Below are 14,322 nucleotides of genomic sequence, written 5' to 3'. Positions count from 1 at the left end.
GTGCGCACGGTCCCGACCAGGCGGAGGACGCCGCCACGCAGGCCGCCGCCGAGGCCGCACCCACCTCGCCGGCACCGACCTGGCACCGCTCCCCCGACGGCGACGGCGACGGCGACGATTCCGGGCTGGTACCGCCCGGGTACCACATCTACCGGCCGTCCTCCGCCGCATCGCGTCCCGGCGGGGCGGACGAACAGCGGCGGGGGTCGCCGGGGCCGGTGTCGTGACGGGCCTGCTGGTGCTGACCGCCGTGCCGGCCGAGGCGGAGGCGATCCGGGCCGGCCTCACCGATCAGACGGTGACCGTACGGCCGGTCGGGGTGGGGCCGGCGGTGGCCGGCGCCGCCGCCGCACGGCTGCTGACGCTGGCCGAGGCGGCGGGTCGCCCGTACCGGGCGGTGGTGAGTGCCGGGATCGGCGGCGGCTTCGCCGGCCGGGTGGCGGTCGGCGGGACGGTGCTCGGCACCCGGAGCGTGGCGGCCGACCTGGGCGCGGAGTCGCCCACGGGGTTCATCCCGATCGACGAGCTGGGCATGCCGCCGGAGCTGCTGGGTGCCGGCCCAGCCGTCGACGCCGACCCGAAGCTGCTGGCCGGCCTGTACGCGGCGCTCCCGCAGGCGGTCGTCGGCGCGGTGCTGACCGTCAGCACGGTGACCGGCACGGCCGCGAGCACCCTCGCCCTCGCCGATCGCCACCCGGACGCCGTGGCCGAGGCGATGGAGGGGTACGGCGTGGCGGTGGCCGCCGCGCACGCCGGTCTCCCCTTCGCCGAGCTGCGCACCATCTCCAACCCGATCGGCCCCCGCGACCGGGGGTCGTGGCGGATGAGGGAGGCGTTCACCGCCCTGACGGCGGCCGCCCGGGTGCTGCACTGACCGGCCGCGCGAGACGCATCGCCAAGGGCCGGTGCGGTTCGACGCGGAAACCGCACGCCGCCAGGAAGTTGGCGCCAGAGCCGTTGGCGATTCCGCTCACGCTGCCGATATCCACCTCGGCCATCAGCCGGAGCAGCGCGTCCATCAGCCCACGCCCGATGCCGAGCCGCCGGTGTTCGACGGCGACGAGCACCCCGTCGAGCACCATCTCGCGCGGCCACACCGACTCGTCCCCGCCGTACGCAAGGTGCGGCGTGCGCTCATGGGCCCGCAACTCGCCGACCAACTCCCCGTCGGGCAGCTCGGCGACGAACCGCCAGGACGTCGCGGGGCGCCCGTCTTCGGTGACCCGGCGTACAGCGAACTCCTGTCGTACCCGTTCCGCCCTGCGTCGCCGGTCCCGGTAGCCCCGGTCCCGCTCGTAGGTCGCCGCCGGCAGCGGCAGTGGCCAGCGTTCGGGCGGCAGGTTGTACCAGTCCGCCCACCAGGCACCGGGCCAGTCCTTCGGCTCGTGGACCGGCCACGCGTCCAGATGCGCCGGGTAGCGCCGCCCGGCCGCGTCGCGCAGCTCGTCATGCGGAACGCACGCCAGCCCACACGTCGCCGCGCCGTCGCCACCCTCCGCGGCTACGCCGTGCCCACCGACCTCGACCGCGCCGTCGCCCTCGATCGCGCTGCCGCCACCGCCGTCGACCGCGCTGCCGCCACCGACCTTGACCGCGCTGTCGCCACCGTCCGAGGCCGCGCGGCCGCCACCGCCCTGGGCCGGGACGTGGCCCCTGTCCGCGATCGGAATACCACCGGCCCCGGGGGCCCCACCGGCGGCAGGCACGGAAACCGTAATCCGACCTCCCACCGCACTGACGAGGGCCTCGATCGTCCGGAACCGCGGGCCGGTCGCGCGTCCCGACTCGATCCGCGCGATGGTGGCCTGCGGCACCCCTGACTTGGCCGCCAGCTCCCGTTGACTGAGATCGGCGCGGCGGCGCAACGCGCGGACCGTGCGGCCCAGGTCGACCGGAAAGAGTGCTTCCGTCACACACCCATGCTGCCCCCGCCCGCTTCGCTCTTTCAACAGCTGCCGCCAGCCTGTGGACAACGCTGTGGAAAACCTCCCCGCCTGGGGACAGCGGTATGGGTGACGGATGCTTTGGAGCTGATGTCGTAGACGATTCACGCTTGGGCCCGGACGCGCGGGCGGAGCCGGGGCGGGGCGGCCAGGACGGGCGAGGTGCTGCCGACAGGCAGGCCGGACGGTCGATGGGCCGGGACACGCGGGCGGAGCCGGGACATGGGCCGGGACACGAGGCCGCGCCGACAGGCAGGCCGGACGGACGGTCCGGTGGGTTGGGACACGCGGAGCCGGGCCGACAGGCACGCCGGACGGACGGTGAGCCGAACCGTCGGTGGGTTGGACGGTCGTTAGCCGGACCGTCGGTGAGCCGAAGGCGGCGAACACCGGGCGGGGAACGGCCGGCCATCCGACCTGAGTCGTTTACGTCATCAGGTCCAAAGCGAATCGTGGAGGCATTGCCACCCCCGGCCCCGGGCCGTGGTGACGGATCAGGATGCGAGCGGCGGACGACCGTGACCGGAGACGCCGGGCAGCTTAAGAGGCTCCCGGCGAAGGCCACCAGCGGCAGGCGGCGGGACAGGCCGGCGGGCGAGATGGCGAGTGGGGGGCGAGCGAGCGGGGCGGCGCGGGGCGGGCGAGCGGACGGGGCGGGCGAGCGGGGCGAGGCGGGCGAGCGGGCGAGTGGGGGCGAGTGGGCGGGCAGGCGGGGTCACAGTGGGGTGGGCGGGGTGGGGAGGGGGCGCGGGAGCGGGGCTACCGTGGGGTCGTGGCGCTCACCCTGGCGATCTCGCCCTGCCCCAACGACACGTTCGTCTTCCACGCCCTGGTGCACGGCCGGGTTCCCGGCGCGCCGCCGGTCGAGGTGACCTACGCGGACGTGGACGTCACCAACACGGCCGCCGAGCGGGGCGCGTTCGACCTGGTGAAGGTGAGCTACGCGGCGCTGCCCTGGCTGCTGGACGACTACCACCTGCTGCCCTGCGGCGGGGCGCTCGGCCGGGGCTGCGGCCCACTGGTGCTCACCCGTAGCGCTGCCGGTGACGGGGCGGGCGCGGCCGGGAGCGGGGCCGGGCGGCCGGACCGGGCCGACCTGAGCGGCGCCACGGTGGCGGTGCCCGGCGACCGGACCACGGCGTACCTGCTCTTCCGGCTCTGGTCGGCCGAGCGGCCGCCGGCGCGGATCGAGGTGGTGCCGTTCCACGAGATCATGCCGGCGGTGGCCGCCGGGAAGTACGACGCGGGGCTGGTCATCCACGAGGCCCGGTTCACCTACCACCGGCACGGGCTGACCGCGCTGGTGGACCTCGGCGAGTGGTGGGAGGGCGACACCGGCCTGCCGATCCCGCTCGGCGCGATCCTGGCCCGCAAGGGCGCCGTCGACCCGGCGGAGGCGGCCGGCTGGATCCGGGAATCCGTCCGCCAGGCCTGGGCCGACCCGGCCGCCAGCCGGGAGTACGTGCTCTCCCACGCCCAGGAGATGGAGCCCGACGTGGTGGACCGGCACATCGACCTCTACGTCAACGAGTTCACCGCGGACCTGGGGGACGCGGGATTCGCCGCCGTGGAGGCGCTGCTGGGCCGGGCCACCGACGCCGGGCTGATCCCTCAGACCTCCAGCTCGCGCGCCACCGCGTGGACCAGCTGAGCGATCTTCTGCGCGGTCTTCTTGTCGGGGAACCGGCCCCGGCGCAGGTCCGGCTGGACCTTCGCCTCCAGCACCTTGATCATGTCTTCGACCAGGCCGTGCAACTCCTCGGCCGGGCGCCGGCGCAGCTCCGCCATCGACGGCGGGGCGTCCAGCAGCTTGACCCCCATCGCCTGGGCGCCCCGGCGGCTGTCCACCACACTGAAATCGACGCGCTGCCCACCCTTGAGGTCGGTGACACCCGCGGGTAGCGCGCCCTTGGGCAGGAACACGTCGCCACCCTCGTCACTGGTGACGAACCCGTATCCCTTGGCCGCGTCATACCACTTCACTCGACCCGTCGGCACCTGAGAACCCCTGCTTCGCTTGAGACGTCTACTGCTCCAAGGCTAGCCCGATGATCCGGTCCAGCGCCGCCGGGAATCCGGTGAGATCATCCAACACCTGGTCCGCCCCGGCGGCCCGCAGCTCGTCGGCGCTGCACGGGCCGGTGGCCACCCCGACCCCCGGCACCCCGGCGGCGCCCGCCGCCACCATGTCCGCCACGTGGTCGCCCACGTAGAGGGTCGCGCCGTGCGCGCGCAGCGCGGTCGCCTTCTCTTCGGCGAAGAGGTCCCCGGCCAGCTCGTCGACCGCCAGCCCGAGGTGCTCCAGGTGCAGCCGGGCCAGCCGGCCGATCTTCGAGGTCACCACCATCACCCGGCCGCCGCGCGCGTGCACCGCCTCGACCGCCTCCCGCGCGCCGGGCAACGGAACCGTCGGGGTGATCGCGTACGCCGGGTACAGCTCGCGGAAGATCGTCACCGCCTCCTCCACCCGCTCGGGCGGGAACCAGTGCCCGATCTCGGTGCGCAACGGCGGACCCAGCCGGGAGACCGCGAGGTCGGCGTCGACGGGCATGCCGGTTTGCGCGGTCAACGCCCGGAAGCAGGCCGCGATGCCGGGGCGGGAGTCGACCAGGGTCATGTCGAGGTCAAAACCGACCATCAGTGGGAGCACCCCGAGAACGTACCCGCCCAACCCGGATCGAGCCGGACGTCCGAGGGGCGGGACGGCCCCGCTCCGGGCTAGCGTGGAACGACGATGACCACCTCACTCGCCGACCACCTGCGCGCCCTGCCCGACGAGTCGCTGGCCGCCCTGCTCCAGCTGCGGCCCGACCTCGTGGTGCCGGTGCCCGCCGACGTCTCCGCCCTCGCCATCCGGGCCGAGTCGCGGGTCTCCGTGGCCCGCGCGCTGGACGGGCTGGACCAGTTCACCCTCCAGATCCTGGACGCCGCCCGGCTCACCCGGCACCCCGAGGAGGGCACCACCTCCACCGAGGACGTCCTCGCGATGGCCACCGCCGGGCCGCATCCGCCCGCCCCGACCACCGTCCGGGGCGCGGTGGACCGGCTACGCGCGCTCTTCCTGCTGTACGGCCCGGAGCACGCCCTGCGCGTCGCCGGCAGCGTCGACGAGGTCTCCGCGTACCCGGCGGGCCTGGGGCGACCGGCGGCGGAGCTGGACCCGCGGACGGCGGCGCTCTGCGCGGACCCGGCGAAGCTGCGGCGGACGCTGCTCGCCGCTCCCCCGTCGGCCCGGGCGATCCTGGACCGGCTCGCCGCCGGGCCGCCGGTGGGCAGCGTGCCGCCGGGGGCCCTCCAGGCGCCCCCGGTCGGCGCCGAGGACGACCTGCCGCCGGACGCCACCAACGGCGGCGCGCCCACCGGTTCGCCGGTCCGCTGGCTGGTCGACGCCCGGCTGCTCGTGCCGGTCTCCGCCGGCACCGTGGAGCTGCCCCGCGAGGTGGGGCTCGTGCTGCGCCGGGACAGCGGCCCGCTCGGCCCGCTGCGAACCAGCCCGCCGTCGGTGACCGCTTCACCGCGCGAGCCGAAGGCCGCCGACTCCGCCGGGGCCGGGCAGACCATGGAGCTGGTACGCCACACCGAGGCGCTGCTGGAGAGCCTGGCCGCCGAGCCGGCCCCGGTGCTGCGCTCGGGCGGTGTCGGGGTACGCGACCTGCGCCGGCTGGCCCGCACCGTCGGGCTGGACGAGTCCACCACCGCGCTGGTCTTCGAGGTGGCGTACGCGGCCGGGCTGGTCGGGGAGCTGGACCTGCCCGGTGCCACCACCACCCGGTACGGCGCCGACCAGCAGGTGCTGCCCACCGGCGGGTACGAGGTGTGGCGGGCGATGTCGCTGGCCCACCGCTGGGAGCAGCTCGCCCGGGCCTGGCTGACCATGAGCCGGCAGGTCGGGCTGGTCGGCCAGCGCGACGACCGGGACCGGCCGATCAGCGTGCTCTCCGCCGAGGCGGAACGGGCCGGCGCACCGGCCGCCCGGCGGGCGGTGCTTGGGGTGCTGGCCGACCTGGAGCCGGCCACCGCACCCACCCCGGAGGAGGTGCTGGAGCTGCTGGACTGGCGGGCCCCGCGGCGCAGCCGGGGCCGGGAGACCGCGCACCGGGAGGTGCTGGCCGAGGCGGCCCAGCTCGGCGTCACCGGGCTCGGCGCGCTCACCTCGTACGGGCGGCTGCTGCTCACCGACGTCACCGAGGCGGACGAGCGCGGCGGCGGCGACCCGCTGGGCCTGCGCTCGGACGCCGAGAGCGGCGATCCGTCGAGCGCGGTGCGGGCGCTGGACGCGCTGCTGCCCGCCCCGGTCGACCACTTCCTGGTGCAGGCCGACCTGAGCGTCGTGGTGCCCGGCCCGCCCGACCCGGCGCTCGCCGCCGAGCTGGACGTGGTGGCCGAGCACGAGTCGGCCGGCGGGGCCAGCGTGCACCGGGTCACCACGGCGAGCGTGCGGCGCGCCCTGGACGCCGGCTACACCGCCGACGACCTGCACGCCCTGTTCCTCCGCCGGTCGCGTACCCCGGTTCCGCAGGGGCTGACGTACCTGGTGGACGACGTGGCGCGCAAGCACGGCGGGCTGCGCCTCGGCTCCGCCGGCGGGTACGTGCGCAGCGACGACGAGGCGCTGCTCGCCGAGGTGCTGGCCGACCGGCGGCTGGAGCCGATGGCGTTCCGCCGGCTGGCACCGACGGTGCTGGTCACCCCGTACCAGGTGGGGCGGATGTTGACCGCGCTGCGCGACGCCGGGTACGCGCCGGTGCCGGAGGACGGCAGCGGCGCGACGGTGTTGTCCCGGCCGAAGACCCGGCGGGCCCCCGCCCGGGCATCGGTGACCACCCGGGCGCTGGACCCGCTGGCCGCTCCGAAGCTGGCGATGCCCCGCCTGCTCGGGGTGGTGGAGCAGATCCGGCGGGGTGACGCGGCGGCGCGGGCGGCCCGGCGGGCCCCGGCGGTGATGCGCGGCGGCGCGGCCCGGGCGGCGACCGGCCCGATGCCGGTGCACGGCCACAGCGACGCCCTGGCGGTGCTGCAACAGGCGGTGCGGGACAAGTCGCTGGTCTGGGTCGGTTACGTCGACGCGCACGGGGCGACGGTGTCCCGGCTGGTCCGGCCGGTCTCGATCGGCGCCGGTTATCTGCGCGCCGAGGACGACCGGACGGAGATGCTGCACACCTTCGCGCTGCACCGGATCACCGCGGCGGTGCTCGAGGACTGACGGTCAGCGCCGGCTGGCTCAGGTGCCGGGGCGACGGCCGACGAGCACCACCCGCGAGCCGACCGAGCCGAGTTCCCACCAGCGGACCGCGTCGGCGTGCAGCAGGTTGACGCAGCCGTGCGAGCCGATCGAGGAGTTGTGCAGGTAGGTGGTGGTCTCATGGAAGCCGATTCCGCCGTTGAAGCGCTGCCAGTAGGGCAGCCAGACGTCGTACGGGTTCGACCACTCCTTCAGGTTGCGGAAATTGATCTTGTAGGTGCCCGCGGGGGTGGCGTAGCCGGCCATGCCGGTGCGGGTGACCGTCGGCCCGGCGACCACCTTGCCGCTGCGCATCACCCAGGTGGTCTGCCGGGTCAGGTCAACGCAGAAGGTGGTGCCCGTGCCGGCCGTGCAGCGGCTGGTGTCCGTGTTGGCCAGCCGCTTCGCCACGTCGTACGTGAGGGGGCCGGCCCGGCCGACGGCCGGGCGGATGTCGTACCGCTGCTGGAACTTCTTGATCGCGGCGCAGTCGGCGCTCGACTGCCGGCCGTCGACGGTGACCGTGCCGAACCCGCCCAGGCGGGCGAGGTATCCCTCCACCTCTCGCTGGTATTCCCCCTGCTCGCAGCGGGTCTTGGTCTGCGGCGTCGGGTTGACGAGCCGACGGCCGCTCTCCGCCTTCGGCGGGGTCGTGTCGCGCAACGCCGCCGACACGGCCTTCGGCTTCGGGGCCGAGGTGGTCGGCAGGGTCCGCTGGTCGGGCAGGGAGACGCCGCTCGCCCCCGTTACCTGTTCCGCCTTGCCGACCGGGGCGAGCCCTCCTCCAGTGCCACCCGGATCGGCCTGCGGATCGAGCGCGCACCCACCGGCGCCGACCAGCGTGACCACCGCCAGGGCGACCACCCGGAATTTGAGACCTGTGTGCTTCATGAGCCCTCCCGAGTCTGCCGTCCCCTTGGTAGACGCGTGGAATACCGGAAACGTTGCGTCGTTTGGGCATTTTCCTGGGACCACCCGACCTCGTGCAACACTGGATGGTCGGCCTGCGGCGGGTCCCGCCGGAATCGGTGGCCGACGATCCCTCCCGAGGAGAGGCGCTGGCGTGAGCGGTGGACCACTGATCGTGCAGTCGGACAAGACCCTGCTGCTGGAGATCGACCACCCCGACGCGCAGGCCTGCCGGATGGCGATCGCCCCGTTCGCCGAGCTGGAGCGCTCACCGGAGCACGTGCACACCTACCGGCTGACGCCGCTGGGGCTGTGGAACGCCCGGGCGGCCGGCCACGACGCCGAGGGCGTGGTGGACTCCCTGATCAAGTATTCCCGCTACCCGGTGCCGCACGGGCTGCTGGTGGACGTGGCCGAGACGATGGACCGGTACGGCCGCCTCCAGCTCGCCAACGACCCCGCGTACGGCCTGGTGCTGCGGGCGCTGGACCGGCTGGTGCTGATCGAGGTCGCGAAGAGCAAGAAGCTCGCCGGCATGCTCGGCAACCGGATCGACGACGACACCATCCAGGTGCACCCCTCCGAGCGGGGGCGGCTCAAGCAGGCGCTGCTGAAGCTCGGCTGGCCGGCGGAGGACCTGGCCGGGTACGTCGACGGCGAGGCGCACCCGATCGAGCTGGCCGAGGCCGGTAAGGACGGCCGCAAGCCGTGGACGCTGCGGTCGTACCAGCGGGAGGCGGTGGAGGCGTTCTGGGCCGGCGGGTCGGGCGTGGTGGTGCTCCCCTGCGGCGCGGGCAAGACGCTGGTCGGCGCGGCGGCGATGGCCGAGGCGAAGGCCACCACGCTGATCCTGGTCACCAACACGGTCGCCGGCCGGCAGTGGAAACGGGAGCTGATCGCCCGCACCTCGCTGACCGAGGACGAGATCGGGGAGTACTCCGGCGAGCGCAAGGAGATCCGCCCGGTCACCATCGCGACGTACCAGGTGCTCACCTCGCGGCGCGGCGGCGCCTTCACCCACCTGGACCTGTTCGGTGCCCGCGACTGGGGCCTGGTCGTCTACGACGAGGTCCACCTGCTGCCCGCGCCGATCTTCCGGTTCACCGCGGACCTCCAGGCCCGCCGCCGGCTGGGGCTGACGGCGACGCTGGTCCGCGAGGACGGCCGGGAGGGCGACGTGTTCAGCCTGATCGGCCCCAAGCGGTACGACGCGCCGTGGAAGGACATCGAGTCGCAGGGCTGGATCGCCCCGGCGGAGTGCACCGAGGTACGGGTGACGCTGACCGACGCCGAGCGGATGTCCTACGCGACGGCGGAGTCCGAGGAGCGGTACCGGATGGCGGCGACCGCCCGGACGAAGCTGCCCGTGGTTCGCGCGCTGGTGGACCGGCACCCGAACGACCAGGTACTGGTCATCGGCGGGTACATCGACCAGCTGCACCAGCTCGGGGAATACCTCGACGCGCCCATCATTCAAGGCTCGACCACCAACAAGGAACGGGAACGGCTCTTCGACGCGTTCCGCTCGGGCGAGGTACGCACCCTGGTCATCTCCAAGGTCGGCAACTTCTCCATCGACCTGCCGGAGGCGGCGGTGGCGATCCAGGTCTCCGGCACCTTCGGGTCGCGGCAGGAGGAGGCGCAGCGCCTCGGCCGGGTGCTGCGACCGAAGGCCGACGGCCGGCAGGCGCACTTCTACACCGTGGTCTCCCGGGACACCATCGACACCGAGTACGCGGCGCACCGGCAGCGGTTCCTCGCCGAACAGGGGTACGCGTACACCATCGTGGACGCCGACGACGTCCTGGGGCCGTCGCTGCCGTCGGTCGACTGACGCGCGGCCCGAGGCAGGTGTCTTTCTCACGCGCTTTCGAGCTGATGTCGTAAACGAATCAGCCGACCGCGCGTCCGCTCCCGACTCAACGGCTCAGGTGGGTCTCCCGCTCCATGTGCGACAGCTTCTCCGGATTTCGCACCGCGTAGAGGCCGGTGATGAGGCCGTCGTCGATGCGCACGGCCAACACGGTGTCGAGCTCTCCGTTGAGCCGGACAATCAGCGCCGGGTAGCCATTGACCTGCGCCGGCCGCAGCGACGAGATGTCGGCGACCCTGCCCCAGCCGGCGGCCAGCAGGCGGGCGACCTTGTCGGCCCCCACTATGGGCCGCGGGACGGCCTGCTTGACTCCACCACCGTCGCCGAGAAGGACGACATCTGGCGCGAGGATGTCGAGCAGGCTCTGCAGGTCGCCGGTGTCGACCGCCCGTTGGAACGCATCGAGCGCGTACCGGGTCTCGGCCGCTGACACGACCCGGCGCGGCCGGCGCGCCGCGACGTGTGCCCGTGCCCGGTGTGCGATCTGACGGACGGCGGCCGGGCTCTTGTCGACGGCTTCGGCGATCTCGTCGTACCCGATGTCGAACACCTCGCGCAGCACGAACACCGCCCGTTCGGTCGGCGCGAGCGTCTCCAGCACCAGCAGCATCGCCATCGAGACGCTGTCGGCCAACGCGACGTCCTCGGCCACGTCGGGCGCGGTGAGCAGCGGCTCGGGCAGCCAGGGGCCGACGTAGGACTCCTTGCGGCGGCCGAGCGTACGCAGCCGGGTGAGTGCCTGGCGGGTGGTGATCCGGACCAGGTAGGCACGCTGATCCCGCACCGTGCCGAGATCGACGCCCGCCCACCGCAACCAGGTCTCCTGCAGGACGTCCTCCGCGTCGGCGGCCGAGCCGAGCATCTCGTACGCGACGGTGAACAGCAGGTTGCGGTGGGCGAGGAACGCCTCGGTGGCCGGGTCCGGACGGTCGTCACGGCCGGCGCCCCTACCACGGTCGTCGGCTGCGGTCTGCGGCGTGCCCACCATGGGTGACTCCTGTTCGCTCTCGACTGCGTCACCCACCAGATGCCGGACCCGGCCGTTCTGTGACACCTCCGGCTGTGGCAGTCGTCACCCGGCCGCGCCGTCACAGGGCGCTGCTCGCCGGCATCTCGTGTTCGTCCAACCGAACACCACGAGTGAAGGACGGAACCATGGACGCCCGATTCAACATGTTCGACAACGAGATCGCCATGAAGTTCTTCAAGCGGTTCGCCAACGCCGGCATGGTGATCCAGCAGTCGCCGCTGCCGAAGTCCACGCAGGAGCTGGTGTCGCTGCGCGCCAGCCAGATCAACGGCTGCGGTTGGTGCATCGACATGCACACCAAGGAGGCCGCCGCCGGGGGTGAAAGCGCGGTGCGGCTCAACCTGGTCGCCGCCTGGCGCGAGTCCACCGTCTTCACCGAGGCCGAGCAGGCCGCGCTGGCGCTCGCCGAAGAGGGCACCCGGCTCGCCGACGCCTGTGAGGGCGTCTCCGACGACACCTGGGCCCAGGTACGCAAGCACTACGACGACGACCAGATCGCCGCGCTGGTCTCCCTGGTCGCCCTGATCAACGCAGCCAACCGGCTCGCCGTGATCGTGCACCAGAAGGGCGGCTCCTACCAGCCCGGCATGTTCGCCGCCGCGTTCGACTGACGCGCAGACGAATCCGGCCCGGCCCAGGATCATCCGATCCTGGGCCGGGCGCTCACCTTGGTGACCTTCAAGAAACCCTTTTCACCGCGGACCTCCAGGGCCGCTGCCGGGCTCGGCCTGGCGGCGCCGTTGGTACGCGTTCTACCTGATCGGCCCCAAGCGGTACGACGCGCCGTGGAAGGACATCGAGTCGCAGGGCTGGATCGCCCCGGCCGAGTACACCGAGGTACGGGTCACGCTGATCGACGCCGAACGGATGACGTACGCGACGGCGGAGGCCGACCGGCAGCGCTTCCTCGCCGAGCAGGGGTACGCCTACACCATCGTCGACGCCGACGACGTCCTCGGCCCGAAGCTCCCGAGCGTGGACTGACCCCGCGTTGCTCGACTCCGCTCCGGGATGTTGCGGTGTCCGGATCGCCCATCGCCGGTTCTGCTCAGCAGGTCCGCCCAGATGCGGCGCTGTCCGGATCAGGAAAGCCGGCGGGAGTGGGCGGAGAGCAACGACCGCAGCGGTGCCAGGATCGCCGCATCGAGCCCCCGCTTCGGCAGTACGAGCACTCCCGCGCCGCGCCGCTCTGATGCAAGCAGGACAAAAGACCGATCCGTCTCGACGTGCAGCGGGTACTGAGCCCAAGTTGTCGTCGATTGTCCGGCGGCGCTGCTGAGACGTACCCCGGTGTCGGTAACCGTGGCCTGCATGGGCTGGGACAGCGCAGGATTGCCGCGCATGATCTGCCGAACGTGAAGCCGATAGATCATGCGGGAGCCGCCGAAGAGCCGACGCAGCAGCAGGTTGAACCCGACGCCGACGAGCACCGCCACGATGAACACGACGCCAATTGCCACAGCGGCGGCCCCCGTCAGATTCTGAGACAGCACAGAGGAAACGAAGACGACACCGAGCATGCCGGTCCCTAGTAGGGTGCTCAGCCACCGCAGATACCAGGGACGCGGGATGCTGCGGTTATGGGCGGCGAAGCCGTCTAGCAGGTCGTCCGACGTAAGGGTGTAGTGCAGCTGCACGGGGTGGGCCGCGACGTTCTCCGAGGGCATGACCGAGAAGCCTAATCACCGCCGTGCATCCCTGTGAGTTGATTACCGGTGACGGCAGCGCTTCCACGCCGACGACGCCGTCGGCCCCAAGCTCCCGAGCGTGGACTGACCCCGCTCTGATCGACTCCGCCCCCGGGATGTTGCGGTGTCCGGATCACCCGACCACCCCCGTTTCCACGGAGACGGTCGCTGTGGGTGCCTCCGGGCGGCCGCGTCGGGACCGGCTGACCCGCATGCTCGCTACAGACCTGATGTCGTACACGAGTCAGCCGTCAGCGCTTCCTCGACTCGGCAACGAACACTCCGCGCCCGGGCGGCTGAGGCCCCCGATCCGGGCGAGGTGAAGACCGCCTCCGAGCGCCCCGGCAGCTATCTGGACGGTACGGTCCACGGCGACGATGCCGCACCAGTCCAGATCCCGGAGTACTGGATCGTTCGCTGCGAGAAGCTGCGGCTCACGGGTCGACCTACTTCCGGCACCTGGACCCGCCCCGCCGGTACAGATGGCAATCCGACGACCGCCGTCCGCTGGGTTGCTGTCAGCGTTGCTGTCGACAGCGTTCCCGCCGGCGCCTCCGCCGGACCTGACCCCCGTCGGGGGGATGCGGTCTCAAGCGGTCACCCGCTGTCAACTGGTGGCGACCCGCGTCAACGAGCAGGTACCGAGCGTCGCCGGTTCATGTTCGGAGTCAACCTGCACCGACGCTCGCGCTGCTTTCTTGCTGCCTCGCCGCCTGACGCCTCGCCTACAGGGCGCGGCAAAGGCCGAGCGTCCCACCGCGTCTGGCCATCGCCGTCGTGACCGTCTCTGGCGGCAGCCGGCTAGCATCCGTCGATGTCGGAACTACTCAGGCTCATAAGCATGACGGCAGGGAGACAGGCGAGGTGGCGACGTGGTGGGAGCTGGCAATCCCTGCCGTGGCAGGCCTGGCGGCTGGCCTGGGTGGCGCAGCAATCGCTGGCCGCTCTAGCTACCGGACAGCTACTGAGGTCTCGCGCCAGGAAGCCGAGGAGCGCCGTCAACGCCAGTTCGTCGAGCAGCGCCGGGCGGCCTACGTAGGATTTCTTGCCGCTCTCAAGGAGTGGCAGCCGCTCCGGGACAGGGACTGGTCACTCAGGGCGGCCGCAGACGAACCGACGCTTACGGCGGAACAACGTGAGACCGCCATGAGCCGCTGGGAGCGGAGCCGGGAGCTCACGGAGCCCTACTTCCGAAGACTTGTTGAAGCAGAGCAGGAGATTCAACTGCTCGCACCGCGGCCGATACGCGACATCACAACCTTGCTCTTCGTTGAATCAGGCCGACGAGGCGCCACAGGCAGGCTGATGGAGGAGTTCATGCAGGCTGCTCGCCTCGACCTCGGAACGGATCCAGATCCCGTGGCGGCGGGATCGCCACTGCTTGAAAACCCCGACGTCTGGCGGCCGGGCATTCCGAGCGTTGCACAACGAGAGGCGTGATCTGCCGTCATCCCGCCGTCGACCATCCTCGGGCCGGAGCCGGCTAGGGCAGGCCGGCAACGGGTCTAGCGCGAGACGTCTCGATTACAAGCTCTGTGCACCGCGTCCGCACACGTCCGGGAACCCCTGGGTGTCAGGGTTGGGTGAGACCAGCGGTTCAGAGCAAGTAGCCCTCCCGGGGCGAGGATGGATTCTCCTTCGATGACGATTTCCAGGAC

At 72.5% G+C, this 14,322-nt stretch carries 12 protein-coding genes and 1 pseudogene; 7 read left to right on the top strand and 6 right to left on the bottom strand.

What is annotated here, in order from left to right; all coding sequences use genetic code 11:
* Window positions 1-223 precede the first annotated feature (223 nt).
* Window positions 224-874: a futalosine hydrolase gene (locus AB0I41_RS26485; protein ID WP_357112831.1), complete on the top strand. Its 651-nt coding sequence runs from the start codon at window positions 224-226 to the stop codon at window positions 872-874.
* On the opposite strand, the gene AB0I41_RS26480 is transcribed toward AB0I41_RS26485, so the two are convergent.
* Window positions 837-1,913 carry a GNAT family N-acetyltransferase gene (locus AB0I41_RS26480; RefSeq protein WP_357112828.1) on the bottom strand — a complete coding sequence of 359 codons (1,077 nt, stop codon included), beginning with the start codon at window positions 1,911-1,913 and terminating at the stop codon, window positions 837-839. The two genes, AB0I41_RS26485 and AB0I41_RS26480, sit on opposite strands and share 38 nt — an antisense overlap.
* An 802-nt stretch (window positions 1,914-2,715) precedes the next feature.
* Between AB0I41_RS26480 and AB0I41_RS26475 the strand changes: the two genes are divergently transcribed.
* On the top strand, window positions 2,716-3,594 hold the full coding sequence (locus AB0I41_RS26475) for a 1,4-dihydroxy-6-naphthoate synthase (RefSeq protein WP_357112825.1): 879 nt from the start codon (window positions 2,716-2,718) through the stop codon (window positions 3,592-3,594).
* On the opposite strand, the gene AB0I41_RS26470 is transcribed toward AB0I41_RS26475, so the two are convergent.
* Entirely contained in the window at window positions 3,555-3,941 is a 387-nt protein-coding gene (locus AB0I41_RS26470) for a cold shock domain-containing protein (protein ID WP_088643517.1), read from the bottom strand. The two genes, AB0I41_RS26475 and AB0I41_RS26470, sit on opposite strands and share 40 nt — an antisense overlap.
* A gap of 28 nt (window positions 3,942-3,969) precedes the next feature.
* A complete protein-coding gene (locus AB0I41_RS26465; RefSeq protein ID WP_357112821.1) occupies window positions 3,970-4,593 on the bottom strand; it encodes an HAD hydrolase-like protein in 624 nt (207 codons plus the stop codon).
* A gap of 84 nt (window positions 4,594-4,677) precedes the next feature.
* Here AB0I41_RS26465 and AB0I41_RS26460 point away from each other — a divergent pair, with 84 nt between their 5' ends.
* Window positions 4,678-7,146 (top strand): helicase-associated domain-containing protein, encoded by a 2,469-nt coding sequence (locus AB0I41_RS26460; protein ID WP_357112818.1) that lies wholly within the window; start codon window positions 4,678-4,680, stop codon window positions 7,144-7,146.
* A gap of 18 nt (window positions 7,147-7,164) precedes the next feature.
* Here AB0I41_RS26460 and AB0I41_RS26455 read toward each other — a convergent pair whose 3' ends face one another.
* Window positions 7,165-8,055: a L,D-transpeptidase family protein gene (locus AB0I41_RS26455; protein WP_357112815.1), complete on the bottom strand. Its 891-nt coding sequence runs from the start codon at window positions 8,053-8,055 to the stop codon at window positions 7,165-7,167.
* A gap of 172 nt (window positions 8,056-8,227) precedes the next feature.
* On the opposite strand from AB0I41_RS26455, the gene AB0I41_RS26450 reads away from it, so the two are divergent.
* Window positions 8,228-9,907, top strand: a complete 1,680-nt coding sequence (locus AB0I41_RS26450; protein WP_357112812.1) for a DNA repair helicase XPB — start codon at window positions 8,228-8,230, stop codon at window positions 9,905-9,907.
* Window positions 9,908-9,992: 85 nt separating this feature from the next.
* Here the strand turns inward: AB0I41_RS26450 and AB0I41_RS26445 are convergent, their stop codons facing one another.
* Entirely contained in the window at window positions 9,993-10,808 is an 816-nt protein-coding gene (locus AB0I41_RS26445) for an RNA polymerase sigma-70 factor (protein WP_357112901.1), read from the bottom strand.
* 293 nt (window positions 10,809-11,101) lie between these two features.
* Between AB0I41_RS26445 and AB0I41_RS26440 the strand changes: the two genes are divergently transcribed.
* Window positions 11,102-11,587 carry a carboxymuconolactone decarboxylase family protein gene (locus AB0I41_RS26440; protein WP_357112809.1) on the top strand — a complete coding sequence of 162 codons (486 nt, stop codon included), beginning with the start codon at window positions 11,102-11,104 and terminating at the stop codon, window positions 11,585-11,587.
* A 139-nt stretch (window positions 11,588-11,726) separates the two neighbouring features.
* Window positions 11,727-11,960: pseudogene (locus tag AB0I41_RS26435) on the top strand (hypothetical protein); the annotation flags it as partial.
* Window positions 11,961-12,058: 98 nt separating this feature from the next.
* On the opposite strand, the gene AB0I41_RS26430 reads toward AB0I41_RS26435, so the two are convergent.
* Window positions 12,059-12,643, bottom strand: coding sequence for a YcxB family protein (locus tag AB0I41_RS26430; protein ID WP_357112806.1), 585 nt, complete (start codon window positions 12,641-12,643; stop codon window positions 12,059-12,061).
* An 885-nt stretch (window positions 12,644-13,528) separates the two neighbouring features.
* On the opposite strand from AB0I41_RS26430, the gene AB0I41_RS26425 reads away from it, so the two are divergent.
* Window positions 13,529-14,104 carry a hypothetical protein gene (locus AB0I41_RS26425; protein WP_357112803.1) on the top strand — a complete coding sequence of 192 codons (576 nt, stop codon included), beginning with the start codon at window positions 13,529-13,531 and terminating at the stop codon, window positions 14,102-14,104.
* The last annotated feature ends 218 nt before the right edge of the window (window positions 14,105-14,322 follow it).

Source organism: Micromonospora sp. NPDC050200 (genome assembly GCF_040656135.1).
Classification (GTDB): Bacteria; Actinomycetota; Actinomycetes; order Mycobacteriales; family Micromonosporaceae; genus Micromonospora.
The sequence above is the reverse complement of the archived record's forward strand: the minus strand, read 5'-3'. Positions and strand labels throughout refer to the sequence as shown.

What these genes read in the sequence shown, in the direction of transcription:
- AB0I41_RS26445 (WP_357112901.1), bottom strand. Translation starts at nt 10,808, where the DNA reads ATGCTCGGCTCGGCCGCCGACGCGGAGGACGTCCTGCAGGAGACCTGG.
- AB0I41_RS26460 (WP_357112818.1), top strand. Translation starts at nt 4,678, where the DNA reads ATGACCACCTCACTCGCCGACCACCTGCGCGCCCTGCCCGACGAGTCG.
- AB0I41_RS26440 (WP_357112809.1), top strand. Translation starts at nt 11,102, where the DNA reads ATGGACGCCCGATTCAACATGTTCGACAACGAGATCGCCATGAAGTTC.
- AB0I41_RS26455 (WP_357112815.1), bottom strand. Translation starts at nt 8,055, where the DNA reads ATGAAGCACACAGGTCTCAAATTCCGGGTGGTCGCCCTGGCGGTGGTC.
- AB0I41_RS26430 (WP_357112806.1), bottom strand. Translation starts at nt 12,643, where the DNA reads ATGCCCTCGGAGAACGTCGCGGCCCACCCCGTGCAGCTGCACTACACC.